At 68.8% G+C, this 18590-nt stretch carries 14 protein-coding genes; 9 read left to right on the top strand and 5 right to left on the bottom strand.

The features are described 5' to 3' along the window. Positions 1-2: 2 nt before the first annotated feature. Complete coding sequence (locus tag ABN028_RS27515) at positions 3-1292, bottom strand: enolase C-terminal domain-like protein (RefSeq protein WP_349698636.1); 1290 nt, start codon at positions 1290-1292, stop codon at positions 3-5. 192 nt (positions 1293-1484) lie between these two features. Beyond that, complete coding sequence (pdxR, locus tag ABN028_RS27510; RefSeq protein WP_349698635.1) at positions 1485-2942, bottom strand: MocR-like pyridoxine biosynthesis transcription factor PdxR; 1458 nt, start codon at positions 2940-2942, stop codon at positions 1485-1487. 177 nt (positions 2943-3119) lie between these two features. Between pdxR and ABN028_RS27505 the strand changes: the two genes are divergently transcribed. After that, on the top strand, positions 3120-3392 hold the full coding sequence (locus ABN028_RS27505) for a dihydrofolate reductase family protein (RefSeq protein ID WP_349698634.1): 273 nt from the start codon (positions 3120-3122) through the stop codon (positions 3390-3392). A 26-nt stretch (positions 3393-3418) separates the two neighbouring features. Continuing rightward, a complete protein-coding gene (locus ABN028_RS27500) occupies positions 3419-3817 on the top strand; it encodes an SRPBCC family protein (protein ID WP_349698633.1) in 399 nt (132 codons plus the stop codon). Between the two features lie 57 nt (positions 3818-3874). Here ABN028_RS27500 and ABN028_RS27495 read toward each other — a convergent pair whose 3' ends face one another. Beyond that, positions 3875-4198 (bottom strand): GNAT family N-acetyltransferase, encoded by a 324-nt coding sequence (locus ABN028_RS27495; protein WP_349698632.1) that lies wholly within the window; start codon positions 4196-4198, stop codon positions 3875-3877. A gap of 196 nt (positions 4199-4394) precedes the next feature. Here ABN028_RS27495 and ABN028_RS27490 point away from each other — a divergent pair, with 196 nt between their 5' ends. The 3 genes from ABN028_RS27490 to ABN028_RS27480 all read left to right on the top strand — a co-directional run bounded on the left by ABN028_RS27490 (position 4395) and on the right by ABN028_RS27480 (position 9216). Then, on the top strand, positions 4395-5876 hold the full coding sequence (locus ABN028_RS27490; protein WP_349698631.1) for an endonuclease/exonuclease/phosphatase family protein: 1482 nt from the start codon (positions 4395-4397) through the stop codon (positions 5874-5876). 86 nt (positions 5877-5962) lie between these two features. After that, entirely contained in the window at positions 5963-6856 is an 894-nt protein-coding gene (locus ABN028_RS27485; protein WP_349698630.1) for an HAD family hydrolase, read from the top strand. Further along, positions 6853-9216 carry a glycoside hydrolase family 65 protein gene (locus ABN028_RS27480; protein WP_349698629.1) on the top strand — a complete coding sequence of 788 codons (2364 nt, stop codon included), beginning with the start codon at positions 6853-6855 and terminating at the stop codon, positions 9214-9216. Before ABN028_RS27485 ends, ABN028_RS27480 begins: the two co-directional genes overlap by 4 nt. Before the next feature lie 216 nt (positions 9217-9432). Here the strand turns inward: ABN028_RS27480 and ABN028_RS27475 are convergent, their stop codons facing one another. Next, positions 9433-12384 (bottom strand): discoidin domain-containing protein, encoded by a 2952-nt coding sequence (locus ABN028_RS27475; protein ID WP_349698628.1) that lies wholly within the window; start codon positions 12382-12384, stop codon positions 9433-9435. Beyond that, on the bottom strand, positions 12381-14417 hold the full coding sequence (locus tag ABN028_RS27470) for a glycoside hydrolase family 2 protein (protein ID WP_349698627.1): 2037 nt from the start codon (positions 14415-14417) through the stop codon (positions 12381-12383). The genes ABN028_RS27475 and ABN028_RS27470 overlap by 4 nt, the downstream gene beginning before the upstream one ends. A gap of 212 nt (positions 14418-14629) precedes the next feature. On the opposite strand from ABN028_RS27470, the gene ABN028_RS27465 reads away from it, so the two are divergent. From ABN028_RS27465 to ABN028_RS27450, 4 genes are all read left to right on the top strand, one after another. Beyond that, positions 14630-15457: a FadR/GntR family transcriptional regulator gene (locus tag ABN028_RS27465; RefSeq protein ID WP_349698626.1), complete on the top strand. Its 828-nt coding sequence runs from the start codon at positions 14630-14632 to the stop codon at positions 15455-15457. Next, positions 15454-16599, top strand: a complete 1146-nt coding sequence (gene dgoD / locus ABN028_RS27460; protein ID WP_349698625.1) for a galactonate dehydratase — start codon at positions 15454-15456, stop codon at positions 16597-16599. The genes ABN028_RS27465 and dgoD overlap by 4 nt, the downstream gene beginning before the upstream one ends. 69 nt (positions 16600-16668) lie before the next feature. After that, positions 16669-18000, top strand: coding sequence for an ABC transporter substrate-binding protein (locus ABN028_RS27455; protein ID WP_349698624.1), 1332 nt, complete (start codon positions 16669-16671; stop codon positions 17998-18000). A 54-nt stretch (positions 18001-18054) separates the two neighbouring features. Beyond that, positions 18055-18522 (top strand): hypothetical protein, encoded by a 468-nt coding sequence (locus tag ABN028_RS27450; protein ID WP_349698623.1) that lies wholly within the window; start codon positions 18055-18057, stop codon positions 18520-18522. Positions 18523-18590 lie beyond the last annotated feature (68 nt).

The following is an 18590-nucleotide window of genomic DNA, read 5'->3' as shown; positions in this document are numbered from 1 at the left end:
GGTCACGTGGTGGACGGGCCCGGCGGCGGTGGAGGAAGCTCGGCGAGCTCCGCCAGTCCGGGGATCGACGACGTGTCCGCGGACTCCGGTCGTGCCCAGGAGCTGTTGGGAATAAGGGGAAACCAGCTCGGGCGCAGCGCGTCGCGGTCGTAGGCGTAGCTGCCGAGCCGACGGAAGAGGTCGGCATAGTGCTCCAGCCGGTCGCGGTCGAGCTCGACACCCAGACCTGGTCCGGTGGGCACCGCGATCGCGCCATCGTGGTAGGTCATCTTGCCGCCCACGATGATGTCGTCCACGAGGTGGTGGTAATGCGCGTCCGCCGCGAACGTGAGCGTCGGCAGGACGGCGCCGAGATGGAGCATGGTGGCGAGCTGGATGCCGAGTTCACCGGAGGAGTGGACGCAGATCTGCTGCTGGAACGTCTCGCAGACGCCCGCCGCCTTGATGCAGGCGCGGATTCCTCCCCAGAACGTCGTGTCCAGCAGGATCGTGTCGACCGCCGGATCGCGCAGGTTGGTCGCGAGCTGCTCGAAGTTGACGACGACCGCGTTGGTGGCAAGGGGGATCGCTACCGCGTCCCGCACCTGGCGCATGCCGTGCAGGCCCCACGTCGGGTCTTCGTAGAAGTCGTTGTTGAGGTCCTCGATCGCCCGCCCGAACTTGATCGCCTCGTCCACCGACAGCACGCTGTTGGGGTCGTAGCGGACCCGGTCGTCCGGCAGCGCCTCGGCGAGGGCCCGAAAGCACGCCAGCTCATGGGCGGGTTCGAAGACGCCACCCTTGAGCTTGTGGGTGGTGAATCCGTACCTCTCCTTGAGTTCCTTGGCGTGCTGCACCAGTCCGCCGGGGGTGAAGATCTCCCCTTGGCCTGTTGCCGGATGTGCGTACCGGAAGAAGAGATAGCTCGCGAACGGTACCTTGTCGCGGACCTTCCCGCCGAGCAGGTTGTGCACCGGGACGCCGAGCGCCTTGCCACAGAGGTCGAGGCAGGCGAACTCGATCGCGGCCAACAGCTGCGTCCGGTTGTTGTAGAGCGACGCCGTGGGATTGGCGATCTTGAACCGCAGGGCCTCCAGCTCGAACGGATCGTGCCCCACGAGATACGGCTTCAGCCCGTCGAAGTCGGCAGGCTGGCCGCCACCGCCCATCTCGCCGAGACCGGTGATCCCCTCGTCGGTGTCGACTTCGATGATCGTACGCACGAACCGTCCCCAGTGCGCGCCGTTGGAGTGCCGCAGCGGCGCCTCCAGCGGAACGGTGATCGTGGTGGCCCGCAGGTCGGTGATCTTCAACGGCTCTTCACCCTCCACGATTTCCGTACTCCGACTGGCGAAGAGCTACCATACTAGTCGCCCAATTTGGGTGCATCTCGTAACTTTCGGTGAGGGCCACCCTGATTCAACTGGGCGCTGCATGAGGGTCACCCTGCCCCAATAGGTCCGCGTGAGGGCACCCTCCTCCCACAGGTTTCCGGTCGGCACCCGTCACTTTTGCAGCGTCATGGTCAGGGGCTCGTCCAAGCTGGCGAGGCGCAGGGCCGCGGTCAGCTGGTCCACGCCGGCCTCGATGCGCCGCTCGGTCAACGCCGAGTATCCGAAGATCAGGCCCGGCCGGCCAGGGCTGCGCCGATACGCTCCCACCGTGCCGATCCGGACGCCTGCCGCACCCGCGGCACTGACGATCGCATTCTCGTCGACACCGTCGGGGACCCACGTCACGACGTGCAGCCCGGATTCCGTCCCGGCTACCCGCAGACCGGGAAGACTGCCGCCGAGCGTCCGGACCAGGGCGTCGCGGCGCCCCTTGTAGACCGGTCGCATCTTGCGCAGGTGCCGGTCGAGTTCTCCGCGATCGACGAAGTCCGCCATCGCCAGCTGGTCGATGGTCGGCGACCCGCGGTCGACCAGGAGCTTGGCGTCCGCGACTTCCGTGACGAGGTCGCCCGGAAGCACCATCCAGCCGAGCCGCAGGCCGGGGATCAGGGTCTTGCTCGCGGAACCGACGTAGATCACCCGGTCCGGCGCCCTGCCCTGGAGAGCGCCCACCGCCGGCCGGTCGTAGCGGAACTCGGCGTCGTAGTCGTCCTCGATGACGTACGCACCGGTCTTGCGGGCCCACCGGACGACCGCCGATCGGGCGCCGGCGCTCATCACCGAACCGATCGGCCACTGGTGCGACGGGGTCAGCACCGCCAGGTCGGCCCGGCTCGCTGTGAGAGCAGCCAGGTCCCAGCCGCCGTCGGTGACCGGGATCCCGACGATCTCCAGACCCAGTGCCCGGGACGTGGGCAGGACGTCGTCGTCCATGCACGGGTCTTCCACGGCGATCCGCGCGGCGCCGCGCCGGGCCAGCACGCCGAGGGTCAGGTTGACCGCCTGGGCGTACCCGGCACAGGCCACGACGTTGTCGGGGTGGGCCTGCAGGCCGCGCACCCGGTTCAGGTAGGCCGACATGGCCTGCCGGAACTCCGGGGCGCCGTGCCCGTCGGGATAGGCGAGCCGGTCGTGCGGCGTTTGGGTGAAGACCCTGCGCAGCGATCGCAGCCAGACCTGGCGGGGAAAGCTGCCCGGGTCGCAGCGGCCATAGCCGAAATCGATGTCGGTGCTCGGGTGGGTGATTCGGGCGGACCGCTGACCGGCATCGCGCGTCGTGGCGGCCACCCGGGTGTAGCCGCCAGGGGTGCTCATCAGGACGCCTTCGCCGCCCAGCTGCCGATATGCCTCGACAACGACGCCGCGAGAGACGCCGAGGTCCGCGGCGAGCGTCCGCGATGCGGGCACGGAGGTCCCGGGCGCCAGCCGTCCCTGCCGGACGGCGGCGCGGATGGCCGCCTCGATCTGGCGGTGCAGCGGCTCCGCGGACGTCTCGTCCAGCTCGACGAGCAGGTCCTCAGACAGGCGGCCCGGTCCGTACCCACGCGTCACGCCGTTGCCTTCCGGCATCGAAACTGGTCCTCTCGCCGCGGCCAAGATTGGACCTTCATGATCCCCGAGAGCGTCGGGAAAATCGTCCTGTCCGAACGAACCGGAAGGAACCAGTCATGGCAAAGATCGTCAACTCCACCTTCGTATCGCTCGTCGGCGTGGTGAACCAGCGACCCCACATGGCACGGCACACAGGTGCTCGCGGGCGGTCTCGTCGACGAGGTCCGCAAGCTCAAGCAGACCGAGGGCGGCTCGATCCTCATGCACGGGGTCGGGCCGGTCGCCAAGACCCTGCTGCGCAACGGCCTTCTCGACGAACTGCACCTGTGGGTGCACCCGGTGCTCGCGGGTGTCGGCGACGAGAACGACGTCCTGTTCGAGGCTGGACTCCACGCCCGGCTCGAGACGTCCAACGTTCAGGCCTTCGACAACGGCGTGGTGGTGCTCTCGTTCCGCAAGCCGTCATGACCACAATGCCTGCAAGGAGAACCTCCATGGGCCATTACATCCTGCGCCGCACACTTTCCGCCCCGAAAGAGCGGGTCTACGACTTCTTCGTCGACCCAGTCGCGTTCTCCCGCTGGTTCGTCGTACCGGGCTTTACCACCCCCGCGGACAGGGTCCACATCGACTCACGGCCGGGCGGGGAGATCCGAGCGGTGATGGTGTCCGACGCCGACACCACGCAGGTCCCCTTCGTCGTCGGCTTCGGCAACCTGGATCCGATGGAGAAAGTGGTCCTCTATCCCGGCGAGGACGAACGCGTCACGATCACCCTCACCGAAATCCCGGAGGGCACCGAACTCGCGTACCTGTACGAAGGACCGGCAGCCGGGCCGGCTGACGTCGCTGCCGCGGACGCAATGCTGGACCGCATGGCGGAGCACACGTGACGCGCGGCCCAGGACCGCGGTGATCGGCGGAATCCGGCGAAGCGCCGCGGGTCTTCCTCAGCCCTCGCCAGCCGACCCGCCCGGATGCAGCCAGGCGGTCCAGCGCTCGATCGCTAGGTACCCCATCCGTTCGTACACCGGCCGGCCGTCGTCGCTGGCGAGGAGCACGGCCGGCTGGGTCGGCTCGCAGAGGCTCGCCGCCCACGTCACCGCCGCCGCTGCGCCACGCCCGCGCGCTCGCGGCAGCGTGGCGACGTACTCCACCATCGTCACGCCGGCGTGCTGGTGTGCGGCCGCCACCGCGGCGGGCTCGCCGTCGACCGTGGCCAGCCAGACGCGGGTCGTACGCGCGCAGGTCCGTCGTGGGCCAGGCGCTGACAAGCATGTACGGAACATGCGCCGGGTACAGCGACGCCACCTCCGCCACGACGGCCGCCGGATCGGTGAGTGGCTGCAGCAGGATCACCCAGTTGGTCAGGGCGCCCCGGTCTCCGATCCACCCGGCGGACCATCGCGGGCCGGTCCGCCATGGCCGGCCCGCGCAGCGGGCGACCTCGACCGCGAAGGATCCGGACACATGACGTCACCTCCCACGCCGATGAGGTTCATGGCGTTCAACATCTATCTCGGTGGGACCCGCACCGGTGGGGAGCCGAATCGGCGACAGCTCATCGAGTTCATCCGACACGAGCAGGCAGACGTGGTCTTCCTTGTGGAGACCTACGGTTCCGGCGCCACGATCGAGGCAGGCCTGAACGAAGGTCTGCCGGAAACCCACCGCTACCAGGGAATCCAGATCACCAGGGAGCCCGACCAGGCGGAGAACCGCGACAATCTCTGGCTCTTCACCCGGTATCCGGTGGCGGAAATCTATCCCCGCGCGGCCCGGGGAACCGTCACGTCGTTCCATTTCGGCGGCGTACGCATCGCCCTGCCGTCCGGTCTCGAGGTCAGCGTCTTCACCATCTGGCTGGACGCGGCCGAACGCGCGTGGTTCCCGACCGATGCGGCGGCGCTCGCTCACGCACACGGCCGGGCACCCGAACTCGGCGCCGACGAGATCGCGGCGTCGGATGAGGCGCGGCGTTTCGCCAAGGCCCGCACGATCCTCGACGACGTGCTACCAGGTCTGGTTTCCGACGAGGACGCGCCGGTCGTCATCGGCGGCGACCTCAACACGCTGTCGGCCTACGACTGGTCCGCGCGGTTCGCCGATGCGTACGGCCATGAAGGATTGGCGATCCCGTGGCCGGTGACGGATGCGTTCGCCGACGCCGCGTTCACCGACGCCTACCGCGCGGTTTACCCCGACGCGGGCACCCATCCCGGTCGCACCTGGTCGCCCTACTGGGGGTTTGGCTATGCGCCGGCCCGCATCGACTACGTCTGGACGCGCGGCAACGCGCTGCGGGTGACGGGCGGGCACACCCACACCGAACGCCTTCAGCGACACGAGAAATCCACCTTCGCCACCGAGTACCCCTTCTACTCCGACCACGGCGCCCTGGTGATCGACCTGGTGGTCGAGGGCGGCGGCGGTGCTCCGTTCGGCGTGCCCTGCAAGGAAGTCGACCCGACTGACCGCCCGGACACCCCGCCCATCGGCACTCGCATCGACCAGAACGAGCTGACCGTCGAGGCGACGAGCGCCCAACCCGGCTTCGAGGCCGCACACGTGCTCGTCCCTGATCCCGACATGTTCTGGAACTCCGCCTGGGATCCGCCCGCCCCCCTGCCGCAGTCCCTCACCGTCGATCTCGGGCGCGAGCGCGATCTCACGGGGCTCACATATGTCGGGCGGCTGGTCGGGCGGGTGTACGAAGAACATGGATACGGCGCCGGCATCGATGCCTACGAGGTCGCGGTGTCCTCCAACGGCAGGACCTACACCGCGGCTGGCCGGGGCACCCTCGCCCGCAACCGGCGACCGCAGTGGATCCCGCTACGTCACACGACCGGACGCCGCGTGCGCTACCTCCGGCTTACCGCGCTCGAAGGGTTCCGCGGTACCGCCGGAGTGGCCGAACTCCACGTCTACGAACGTCTGGCGAGGGGGTAGCCAGTCCTGTCCGCGTTCAACGTCACGAGGCGTACGACCCGATCGGGTTGGCCTCCCGTCGCCAGCCAGGCCGTCAGGGCGGCGCCGTGGGCGACAGGCCCGTACGACAGAACGACGGTGACCCGGCGCGACCCTCAGACCGCGACGCCCTTCCCTCCGCGATCGGCGTCGTTTCCTCGCCTGCCGGCACGATCTCCTCGTTGTCCTGTTCCCCGGTCGCCACCGCGGGCATCATGGGGAGCGTGATGATCGGTCTGCCCGCGGGGATTGCGGCCTGCCTGTTCGACCTTGACGGGGTCCTGACCAATACGGCGAGCCTTCACCGACAGGCGTGGAAGCAGACATTCGACGCGTTTCTCACCCGGCGCGACGGTGCCGATTTCACGGCGTTCAGCGAACGCGACTATCTGCAGTACGTCGACGGCCGGCCACGCGACGACGGCGTGCGGGGGTTTCTCCGTTCGCGTGGAATCCAGCTGCCGGAGGGCAGTTCGGACGATTCGCCGACGAGTGACACGGTGCATGGCATCGGCAGCCGGAAAGACACGCTGTTCCTGGCCATCGTCAAGGAACGCGGCGTCACGGCCTATCCGGGGTCGGTGCGCTATCTGCAGGCCGTCCACGATGCCGGGCTCTCGGTCGGGGTCGTCACGTCCTCGGCCAACGGCGAGCTGATCCTGGACACCGCCGGCCTGAGCCGGTTCGTCCAGGCCAGAATCGACGGCGTTTTGATCGCCGAACGTGGCCTGCGCGGCAAACCGGAGCCCGACTCCTATCTCGCCGGCGCCGAGGCGTTGGGCATGGCGCCGTCGCAGGCGGCGGTCTTCGAGGACGCCCTCGCAGGCGTGCAGGCCGGACGCGCCGGCAGCTTCGGGCTCGTGGTGGGAGTGGACCGCACCCACCACGCCGACGCGCTCCGGGCCCACGGTGCCGACCTGGTGGTGTCCGACCTCGCCGAACTCCTCGCGGTGCACCGGTGAGCGGCCCACCGCGCGGCTACGAGGTCTCGCCGTGGAAGCTGCGCTGGCGCACCCTCGACGTCAGCGCCCTGAAGCGCACCGAGTCCACCTTCGCGCTGTCCAACGGCCACATCGGGTTCCGGGGATCGCTCGAGGAGGGCGAACCGCGCGGGCTGCCCGGCACCTACCTGAACGGTTTCTTCGAACGCCGTCCGCTGCCGTACGCCGAAGCCGGTTACGGCTACCCGGAGGACGGCCAGACGGTCGTGAACGTCACCGACGGCAAGATCATCCGGCTGCTGGTGGAGGACGAACCACTGGACATGCGCTACGGCTCCGCGCCGTTCCACACCCGGGAGCTGGACTTCCGTTCCGGCACGCTGCGACGGCGTACGGACTGGGAGTCGCCCACCGGGCGGCGGGTGCGGATCCGATGCGAGCGGCTGGTGTCGTTCACGCAACGCGCGGTCGCCGCCCTCCGCTACGAGGTCGAACCGCTCGACGGCCGGATGCAGCTGGTCGTGCAGTCGGACCTGCTGGCGAACGAAGCGATCGAACCGGAGTCGGACGACCCTCGCGTCGCAGCAATTCTCCAGGCTCCACTGGTAGCGGACTTCGCGGCCGCCGTGGACTACAGCGCGGTGCTGTCCCACCACACCCGCCGATCCGGGCTGCGGATGGCCGCCGGTATGGACCACGAGATCGAGACGCCCGACGGAGTACGCACGAAGATCGAGGCCGACGGTGACCTGGCCCGGCTCACGGTGGCGGTCGAGGTGCCGGAGGGCCAGCGGTTCGCGATCACGAAGTATGTCGCCTACGGCTGGTCGGGCCAGCGGTCGACCTCGGCCCTGTGTTCACAGGTGGAGGCGGCCCTGGCCGGTGCGAGGCGGACGACCTGGCAGGGTCTGCTCGACGAGCAGCGGGCCTACCTGGACGACTTCTGGGCCTCCGCCGATGTGGAGATCGAGGGGGACGCGGAGCTGCAGCAGGCGGTACGGTTCGCGCTGTTCCACGTCCTCCAAGCCGGCGCCCGTGGGGAGACCCGCGCGATCCCGGCGAAGGGCCTGACCGGGCCCGGCTACGACGGGCATGCGTTCTGGGACACCGAGTCGTTCGTCCTGCCCGTCCTCACCTACACCGTGCCGGCGGCGGCGCGGAGCGCGTTGATGTGGCGCTACGCCACGCTCGACAAGGCCCGGGCCCGGGCGGCCCAGCTCGGCCAGAATGGCGCGGCGTTCCCGTGGCGGTCGATCAACGGCGAGGAGTGCTCCGGCTACTGGCCAGCGGGCACGGCGGCGTTCCATATCAACGCCGACATCGCCGACGCGACCGCCCGCTACCTCGCGGCCACGAAGGACGAGGAGTTCGAAGCCAACTACGGGCTGGAGCTGCTGGTGGCGACCGCTCGGCTGTGGATGTCGCTCGGCCACCACGATCCGCACGCGGGCTTCCGGATCGACGGCGTGACCGGCCCCGACGAGTACACCGCGGTCGTCGACAACAACGTCTTCACCAACCTGATGGCCCAGAAGAACCTCCGCGAGGCGGGCATCCGCTGCGAACGCCTCCCCCGGGTCGCCCGCGAGCTGGATGTCGACGAGGAGGAGATCGCCGCCTGGCTCGACGCCGCCGACCGGATGGTCATTCCGTACGACAAGACCCTCCAGGTGCATCCCCAGGCGGAGGACTTCACCAGCCACGCGCACTGGGACTTCGCCGGTACGCCGCCGGAGAACTACCCGCTGCTGCTGCACTATCCGTACTTCGATCTCTATCGCAAACAGGTCGTCAAGCAGGCCGACCTGGTGCTCGCGATGCACCTGCGCGGTGACGCGTTCACGCCGGAGCAGAAGGCCCGCAACGTCGACTACTACGAAGCGTTGACGGTGCGGGACTCGTCCCTGTCGGCCAGCACCCAGGCCGTGCTCGCCGCCGAGGTGGGTCACCTCGATCTTGCCTACGACTATCTGGCCGAGGCGGCCCTCGCCGACCTGCACGACACCCAGCACGACGTCCACAACGGCCTGCACATCGCGTCGCTCGCCGGCGCGTGGATCGGGACGGTGGCGGGGTTCGGCGGCATGCGCGACCATGGCGGGAACCTCACGTTCACGCCGCGCCTGCCGCCGGAGCTGGCGGCCATCACGTTCCGGATGTGCTTCACCGGTAGCCAGATCCGGGTGGCGATCCATCCGGAGGAGGCGACGTACTCGCTGCTGGGCGGTCCGTCGATCGAGATCGGCCACCACGGGGAACCGCTCATCCTCACTCCGGACGCGCCCGTCACACGACCCATCCCACCGACGCCGCGTCGCACTCCGCCCCAGCAACCTCCCGGGCGGGCGCCCTTCCGCCGCAAGCCGGTGCTGCCGCGCTGACCGAGCGGCAGGGTCTGGCGGTGACCCAGTGAGCAACCCTGCGGTGGCCACTGGGCAGCTCCTACGGTGACCGAGGCGACATTCGCCTGGTCAGCTGGGCTTGTGGAACGCGGCACAGGTGTCGGCACCTGCCCCGCATTCCAGCGGCCTGGCCAACCAGGCGAATCGCCAGGTCGAGCCCCGGGAGTCCCCGTCCCGGGCCCGGAACGGCCCAGGTCAGCCGGTGTGGGCGATGTTGACCTCGGCGGCGGAGATGTGGCCGTTGACTCCGTTGCGGGCCGTCAACCGGACGTATCGCGCCGACGTCGCCGACCACTCCGCCGTCTTCGTCGTCGCGTCCCCGGCCCAGGTGCCGTCGGCGACCGGAGTGAAGGTCTCTCCGTCGGCGCTGACCGCGACCTCGTAGTCGGTGACCACGCCGTTGACATTGCCGTCCTGCCGCGGCTGGTAGACCAGTGCAGTCGTGTCGTACGTACCGCCCAGATCGAGGGTCAGCGACTGCGGCGGCGGTGTGTACGGACTCCACGACTCGTGCCACATCGTGCCGCAGTTGCCGTCGATCGCCTTGCCTGCTTCGTATCCCGGCTGCTGGCTCGTCGCGGTCGCGGTCATCTGCGACTGTGGTACGAGGTGGGGATACGTCAGGTCGGGGTCGGTCGGCGGCTCCCCCTCGCCCAGCGGAATGAGCTCCGTCCTCGACACGTTGAGCTCTGCCACCGTCGGCGCCCGTGGGCAGCCGTTGACGTCGGTTGCCTCCAGCCGGACGTACCTCGCTTGCACCGGCTCGTCGAAGGGCGCTGTCTTGGTGGCGTAGGTCCCGGCCCAGTGCCCGCTCGCGGCGTTGGTGAACGACTTGCCGTCCTTGCTCGTCGAGACGGTGTAGCTGGTGATTCCCCCGGCGACCGGGGTGACGGCTGGCGTGTACGCCACACCTGCCACGGTCGTCGACTCCCCGAGGTCGAGGGTGATCGCCTGCGGCAGCGGCTCGACCGGCGACAACGCCGACCGCCACGTGGACCAGAGCCGGTCGTCGATCGCGTGCTCGGCCACGTAGTTGTGGCCGAAGTCGTTCGCCGTGTGTTCGCTGGTTGCCGTCGCGGTCATGTCTGTATGGCGTACGAACGAGGGCCGCGGACCCGTCGGCACCACCCGCAGGTTGTCGAACTGGGCCCGTTGCCACCCGCCCACCCGCAACCCCACCTGCCCCGTCGTGTGGTCCGCGTCCTCGACGGATGCGAGCTCGTCGCCGTCGAGCAGTGCCGTGACCTGCTCCCCGCGGAACCGCAGCGCAAGCCGGTGCCAGGTCCCCGTGCCGACGGCCGCCACGGATCCCGAGGCCAGCGTCCGGTCGCGTCCCCGCAGGTCCTGGGTGAAGAGTCGCCACTCGCCGGTATCCGCAACGCGCAGGTGGTAGCCGGCCGCGTTGTGCTGCTGGCTGTCGACCCGGCCGAGCAGTTCGACGTGCCCGGACTTCTCCAGCAGCGCGTCGACGCCGACCTCGTAGTCGCCCCACCAGCGCGGGTCGCCGACGATCGTCGTGGGCGGCATGTTCGTGTTGTGCCAGGTGATCGGCTGCTGGGTGACCTGCTGCTCGTAGCACGTGCCGTTGCGCCCACCAGCGCACCGGGCCGCCTCGAACCCGCCGTGGACGTCGGCGACGTAGCGCGCCAGGCCGAGACTTCCGACGTGCTCGAAGTCCTCGGCATACGGCATCGGCAGTTGCGCACCAGGATCCGCGTTCGCCGCCGCGGTGCCCTTCGCCTGGCCGGTCGTCGTCGAGAGCGTGACCACGTGGCCGGGTTCGACGGTCAGTTCGTACGCACCATCGGCCGCGTCAATGCTGCCTTGACGTACGAAGTCGTCGGCCGTGCTCGGGGTCGAGAGGTTCGTCGACCACACGTGCACGGGGCGGTCCGACAGCCCGCCGGTCACCTCGAACCGCAGCGTCTCGGCCTCACCGGAGTCGAGTGTCTCGATCACCACGCTGTAGTCGTCGGTGTCGGCCGACCGCAGCGCCACGTGGCTCGCACCTTCCGCGCTGTAGCCGCTCGCGCTGTCGAGATAGTGCCACCCGGGCTCGGTGAACTGTGTCGTGTGCGCGTCGACCCAGATGCTGGGGCCGACCTCGTAGAAGCCCGACCACGGGCGCTCGGCCAGCATAAGGCCGGTCCCGCCGATCGGGAAGTTGTCGTACCACGCGGAGATCAACGCCCAGTTGAGGTTTCCGGTGACCTCGGCATCGATGTAGTGCCGGTTCATCGCCCGGGCGAGCGGTTCCGCGCCGACGTCGTAGTCCTGGGTGCTGTTCTCGCTGTCCCACAAGGGCTTCCCGAGCGCGCGGGCCGCGTCGCTGACGTGACACTGGCGCTGGAGCGTCCGCCACTCACACACGTCGTGCTCGCCCAGGATGTCGATGGCGGCGTTCAACTCGGGGTCAGCGGCGATCTCCGGCGCGGCGAACCAGTAGTCCGGTGGATTGTGGTTGTCGGTGGCGGCGATCTTGATGTCACCGAAACCCTTCTCCGCAAGGGCTTCTGCGAGTCGTACGTAGACGTCGCGGTTGAAGCCGCTCTCGTTGGCGCCGCCGAGGTAGTCGATCGTGAAGCCGTTCTCCTGCGCGCACTCCACCCATGCGACGAGGTAGTCGACTCGGTCTGGCGACCAGTAACCTCCGTCGAACCAGCCGGGCGCCCCCCATGGCAGGCCGTAGAACTTGATGTCGGGATTGCGTTTCGCGGCCTCCCGCATCAGCCACCATTCGTAGCCGCGGGTGCAGTCCACCTCGTCGGCCGTCCGCATGTGACTGGCCTCGGCGCCCACGGTGGCGTCGACGTCACCGCCGATCTCGACCTTGAGGAGGTCGAGGGCGGCTCCGTAGTTGGGGGTGAAGAGGTAGTCGAGGATCTCGTCCCGTTCCTTCTTCGGGTAGTCGATCAGCAGGCGCGACGATCCGCCTGCGCTGACCCCACCCACACCGTCGAAGGGCCGACCGAGATCCTCACCGTCGAGGCTGATGGTCTGCGGCGCGGCGGCGTTCGCCGCCCGTGCCGCCGATGCGGCGCCGACCCCTGCCGACACGCCCGTCAGGGGCATGGAGAGCGCCGCGACCGCCAGCGAGACGACTCCGACGACCAACCGTAGCGACTGGACCCGCGATGTGAGGCTCACAGCTCTGCGTCCTTGATGTTGTGGTAGACAACGCGTTTCGTCGTCCCGTCGAAGGCGAGTGCACCCATCTCCGAGATCCCGTTGTATTCCTGGTTGTAGCCCGCACGGGTCTTGTAGTCCTTCAGTACCCAGAAGAAGTAGCCTGCGACGTAGTCCTTACGTTCCGCCACCTGTGCCCAGTGCGAGCGGAAGTTCATCGCCTGCCATTCCTCGGTGCCGACCTCGGTCTCCGGGCCGTGGTGGCCGAAGAACGACCACGAGCCGTTCTCGGTGATCATGATCGGTTTGTCGGGATACCTCGCGTGTACGGCGTCGATCGCGGGACCGAGGTCCTCGTTCTTGCCGTAGAAGTAGCCGAAGTACTCGTTGAAGCCCACGATGTCGGCGATGTCGAACGCCGGGTCGTTGGTGGTGTGCGACGCCCACGTGACGGGGCGCGCGGTGAGGTCGACGGCCTTGACCGCCGCCTTCATGTCGGCGAGCCAGGCGCGGTAGATCGGCGCGCCGTTGCCGTCGATCTCGGACTCGTTCTGCAGGCACCAGCAGACGACCGACGGGTGGTTGTGGTTGTTCCACGCCATCGTGAGTGCCATCGCCCTGGACAGTCCGTACTGCTCGGTCTGCAGCTTCTCCTGCGCCGCGTTGACCCACATGTTGTCGATGTCGTCCATGACGTAGACGCCGTGCGCGTCGGTCCAGTCGTAGGCGTAGGGGTGGCGCGTGTAGACCGTGTTGCGGACGGCGTTGGAGTTCGTGGCGAGGACATGGCCGAGCTCGCGGTCGTAGTCGGTGCGGGTCATCGCCCGCCCGTGCGCCCCTGTCTCCTCGTGCCAGTTGAGCGCCTTGAGGAACGCGGGCTTGCCGTTGACGAGGAGCTTGGCGTCGCTGATCTCGACCGTCCGCATGCCGTAACGATCGCTCAGCTGGTCGACGAGACTCGTTCCCGACGCCGCGAGAAGCTTGGTCGTCGCGGTCAGGACGGCGGGACGCTCCGCGCTCCAGGCCGGGGCGTCCGGGATGCCGGTCTGGATGCGCGTGACCGCCACGCCGCCCGCCGGGACGTCCACCGGGACACTGACCGGCTTCGCGCCGGTCCCCTTACCTGCGTCGAGGACGACCCGGCCGGTGAACGCCTCGTCGCGCCGGTTCTCCACCACCGCACGGACCTCCAGCTCGCCGTCAGCGGCCGCGAGGAGGACCTTCGCGACGGTGACGGTTGGCACCGCCTCCAGCCAGACCGAGCGGGTGATCCCGGCGTACGGCCAGTAGTCGACCGGCTTCCAGGGGATGGCGTACGGGTCGGTGATCGAAGGGCTGGGCTGGGTGTAGTCCTCCCACGAGGCGAGCCGGTGCACCCGGACCGCGATGACGTTGACCCGGCCCGGGCGGAGGGCGGCGTCACCTGTCGGCAGCGCGAACGGGGCGTACCCGCCTTCATGCGCGCCGAGGTGCTGGCCGTTGAGCCAGACGTCGGCGCGGTAGTTGACGGCGAGGAACGCGAGCCGGACGTGGCGTGCCGCCCAGTCGCCCGGGACCGAGATCGAGGTGCGGTACCACGCGTAGCCGTCGGCGAAGGCCGTGCCCTCGCCGAACCGGCTGCCGTCGTACCCGCCGAAGCCCGGCGTGTCCTTGAGATCCCACGCCGACGGGACGGCGATCGAGTCCCAGCCGGAGTCGTCGTGGCCGGCGCCCTGCCACTCTTCGCTCTCGCCGACGCCGTCCGGGTCGAAGCGGAACCGCCATGTGCGGTCGAGGTCGCGGTAGCTCCTGGTGGGTTCGTGCGTACGCCAGCCGTCGAACGCCGGGACGACCGCGTCGTACTGGAAGACCACCCCGGTGCCGGCGATGGTACGAAGCTCGGTACCCGCCGGCTCCCTGTCACCGTGTGGCGGCGGTTGGTTACCGGATCCCGCTGCCGCAGCCGCGTCAAGGGCGGGAGCGGCGGCCGCCGGCGCGGCGCCTGCCACCATGGAGGCCGCGATCGGGGTCAACGCGGCGGCTTGAAGCATGGAACGTCGGCGGATCGGACGCATGACGGGCCTCCTGCGGGCGGGCGCGTGGCGGGGCGGGCCTCGGCGAGCGGAGCTCGCTGGGGGCTGGCACCAACGCTTTCGTCGATGTTGCGCCGTGAGCATGGTCAACCCGACCGGGCTTGTCAAGATGTAGTCATAATTAATGTCTTGTTCTAGGCTGGCCCCCACACCACAGAAGTGCACGACAGAACCAACGCTCACAAGGGAGAACCGTGGCCGTCTACTCGCGCCGAGGCCTGCACGGGCAGACCGTGCGGGAGATGGCGCGTCGCATCTTGTCGGGGGAGCTCGCCGAAGGGGAGACGATCGATCTCGCCGCCCTGGAGACCGAGCTCGAGGTGAGCCGTACGGTCCTGCGCGAAGCTCTGAAAGTGCTCGCCGCCAAGGGGCTGGTGGACGCGCGGCAGAAGCGCGGCACGTTCGTACGTCCTCGCTCGGACTGGAACCTGCTCGACGGCGACATGATCCGCTGGCAGTACGCCGACCGGGGCGATGACGCGTTCCTCGACAACCTGCACGAGGTACGCGAGGTGGTGGAGCCGGCGGGTGCCCGGCTCGCGGCGGTCCGCCGTACCGAGGACGACCTCGCCGCACTCGACGCGGCACTGGACGAGATGGCCGCGGCCGTCGGCGTCCCGGCGGAGGAGGTACGCGCCGACCTCGCGTTCCACCGGGCACTGCTCACGGCCACCCACAACGAACTCCTGCTCCGGATGGAGGTCGTCATCGAGGCCGGGCTCGCCACCCGCGACGAGTTGGTCCACGAGGCCAAACCCGCCGACGACCCGGTGCCGGCGCACCGTGCCGTCGCCGAGGCGGTCAGAGACGGCGATCCCGACGCCGCGGAGAAGGCCGTCCGGGCCCTGCTGGAGAAGGCCCGCCAGGACCTCGACTCCACCCGACTCGGGGGCCAGCGCGAAGGCCAGCCTGAGGCGAAGCGGGCAAGTCAGCGGGGCAGCCAGCCGCGCGAGCGCCGGCGAGATCGGCAGGCAGCGAAACGGCCACGGCGCCGGAACGTAGGCGACAAGAGTGCCGGATGAGGATCACCGCCCTGCGTACCTATCCCGTCCCGCCTCGGTGGCTCTTTCTCCGCATTGAGACCGACGAAGGCGTCACCGGGTGGGGCGAACCGGTGGTCGAGGGCAGGGCGCGCACGGTCGCGACCGCCGTCGAGGAACTCGCCGAATACCTCGTCGGCAAGGACCCGCTGTGCATCGAGGACCACTGGCAGGTGCTCACGAAGGGTGCCTTCTACCGCGGCGGTGTGGTCCTCTCCAGCGCGGTCGCCGGGATCGACCAGGCCCTGTGGGACATCGCCGGCAAGGTGCACGGCGTACCCGTCCACGCCCTGCTCGGCGGACCTGTGCGCGACCGCGTCCGGGTCTACGGCTGGATCGGTGGCGACGAACCCACCAGCCTCGCCGAGGCCGCGAAGCGCCGCCTCGACGACGGCATGACAGCAGTCAAGATGAACGCCTCGGCCCAGCTGCGGCTCATCGACACCGCTGCCGAGGTCCAGGCGATCGTCGAGCGGGTCGCGACCGTCCGCGAGACCGTCGGTCCCGAGGTCGACATCGCGGTGGACTTCCATGGCCGGTTGACGGTGCCCATGTCGCGGCGGGTGCTGCCCCTGCTGGAGCCGTACCTCCCGATGTTCGTCGAGGAACCGGTCGTGCCGGAGGTGAGTGACCGGATCGGCGAGGTGGCCGCGGCAACGAGCGTGCCGATCGCCACCGGCGAACGGCTCTACTCCCGCTGGGACTTCCGGCCAGTCCTCGGATCCGGCGTCGCCGTCATCCAACCCGACCTCTCCCACGCCGGCGGCATTTCCGAAGTACGCCGGATAGCCGCGATGGCGGAGGCCTACGACGTCGCCGTCGCGCCGCACTGCCCGCTCGGGCCGGTCGCCCTGGCGGCCAGCCTGCAGATCGGCTTCGCGACACCGAACTACCTGATCCAGGAGCAGAGCATCGGCCTGCACTACGGGGAAGGCTTCGACCTGCTCGACTACCTCGTCGACCGTTCCGTGCTGACCCACCGGGACGGTTTCATCGACCGGCTCGACAGACCCGGGCTCGGCATCGAGATCGACGAGCGGACCGTTGAGCGCGCGACACAACACGCGACCGACTGGCGGACGCCGATCTGGCGCCGCGACGACGGTTCGCTCGCGGAATGGTGACCCCTTTTCCCTCAGCACCACCCACACATGACCCAGGCACACATGCTTCACACACAAAGGAGTGGCACCATGCGGAAACGGCCAGTGGACAGGATGTCGGGAGCCGCGCACGGGCTCAGCCGGCGACGGTTCCTGTCGGCGAGCGCCGGCATCGGGGCGGGGGCGTTGATGCTGGGGGCGTGCGGCGGAGGCAGCGAACAGGCGGGCAAGGTCGGCGGTGAGATCACCGTGTGGACCTGGCCCGACAACGACAAGACGTTCGAGAAGACCATCCCGATCTTCGAGAAGAAGAACCCGGGAACGAAGGTCAAGGTGCAGGCGTTCGCCTCGGACCAGTACGACAGCAAGCTGCTCGCCACGCTGGTATCCGGCACCGGTCCCGACGTCGCCATGGTGGAGATCACCAACGTCGCGAAATACAAGGGAAAGCCGGGCTTCGTCAACCTCGCCGAGGGTCCGTACGACGCGACGAAGAGCGCCGGCGACTACGCGAACTTCTCCTGGGACTACGTGTTCGACAAGGAGGAGGACCGGGCCTTCGTCCTGCCGAAGAACACCGGCCCGGGTGGGCTCTTCTACCGCCGCGACGTGCTGGAGAAGGCCGGCCTGCCGACCGATCCCGACGACGTGAACGACGCGTTCAAGACCTGGGACGACTATCTCGCCGAGGGCAAGGCGCTGGCCGTCAAGGACGAACGCTGGCTGATCGACACGCCGATGTCGATCGTGGGAGCGATCCGCGCCCAGGCTGGTGTCTCGATGTTCGACGAGTCCGGGGCGTCCCAGCTGACGTCGGACGTCATGGTGGCCGCCGTCGACTACGCCAAGCAGGCCTACGATGCGGGGCTGGTCGCGCCGTTCGAGCAGTGGAGCCAGGAATGGGGAGCCGCGATCAAGAACGGCACGGTCGCGACGTTCCTCATCGGCAACTGGTTCGGCGGGCTCGTCAAGAGCGTCTACGCGCCGGAGTCGGCAGGCTCGTGGGGCGTGACGCTCGCACCGGAGTACGACGGCAATGCCGCGTTCAACTCCGGCGGCGACTTCATCGGCATCCTCGAAACCAGTGAGAACAAGGCGACCGCGTGGGAGTTCGTCAAGTTCGTCACCCAGGACCCCGACAGCCTGCGCACGATGTACCGCGAGAACGACCTCTACCCCGCCTGGACGCCAGCCCTGGAAGAGGACTGGATGAACGAGCCCGACGACTTCTATGCCGGGCAGAACGTCAACGAGGTCTTCGCGCAGGTGTCGGAGTCGATGGAGACGCCGATCACCCATCCCGACGACCAGGCGGCACAGGACGCGCTGACCGACGCGGTCACCGATGTCATGAAGGGCAAGGCCGAGACCGGGGCAGCCCTGTCCGCGGCGCAGGCCCGCGTCGAGAAGCGTTCCGGCTGAGAGGGCGTGACACCCATGCCAGTGCAGTCCACACGTAGGTCCGAGGTGAGCGCTGTGACCGGGACGGCTCGAGGGGTCGACCGGCGGCGTTTCCTCGGCCTTTCGGCCGGCGTTGGGTTGGGTTCGTTCGTCCTCACCGAGCAGTACGACAACAAGCTGCTCGAGACACTCGTGCCCGGTGCCGGACCGGACGTCGCCGGCGTCGAGATCACCAACGTCGCGAAATACAAGGCGAAACCAGGCTTCGTCAACCTCGACGCGCGGAACGACCTGTATCCCGCCTGGAAGTCGGCCACGGAGGAGCCGTGGATGAACGAGCCCGACGAGTTCTATTCCGGCCAGAACGTCAACGAGATCTTCTCCGTGGTGTCCAACGAGATGAAGACACCGATCACGCACCCCGATGACTTCGCCGCCCAGCAGGCCCTGTCCGATGCGGTCACCGATGTCATGAAGGGCAAGGCCAAAGCCGACGATGCACTGCGCGACGCGAACCGTCGGGTCGAGAACCGGTCAGGTTGAGAGTCACCATGCCAGCTGACAGCCAGACAGCCACACTCCCCCGGGCCAGCGGACCACCGTCTCGAGCC

The organism is Actinopolymorpha sp. B17G11 (assembly GCF_040196095.1).
In the GTDB taxonomy this organism is placed as follows: Bacteria; Actinomycetota; Actinomycetes; order Propionibacteriales; family Actinopolymorphaceae; genus Thermasporomyces.
This window is presented reverse-complemented; position numbering and strand designations above follow the sequence as displayed.

Coding starts and splice junctions, on each gene's coding strand:
- ABN028_RS27455 (WP_349698624.1), top strand. CDS start 16,669: ATGCGGAAACGGCCAGTGGACAGGATGTCGGGAGCCGCGCACGGGCTC.
- ABN028_RS27470 (WP_349698627.1), bottom strand. CDS start 14,417: ATGCGTCCGATCCGCCGACGTTCCATGCTTCAAGCCGCCGCGTTGACC.
- ABN028_RS27500 (WP_349698633.1), top strand. CDS start 3,419: ATGGGCCATTACATCCTGCGCCGCACACTTTCCGCCCCGAAAGAGCGG.
- dgoD (WP_349698625.1), top strand. CDS start 15,454: ATGAGGATCACCGCCCTGCGTACCTATCCCGTCCCGCCTCGGTGGCTC.
- ABN028_RS27490 (WP_349698631.1), top strand. CDS start 4,395: ATGACGTCACCTCCCACGCCGATGAGGTTCATGGCGTTCAACATCTAT.
- pdxR (WP_349698635.1), bottom strand. CDS start 2,942: ATGCCGGAAGGCAACGGCGTGACGCGTGGGTACGGACCGGGCCGCCTG.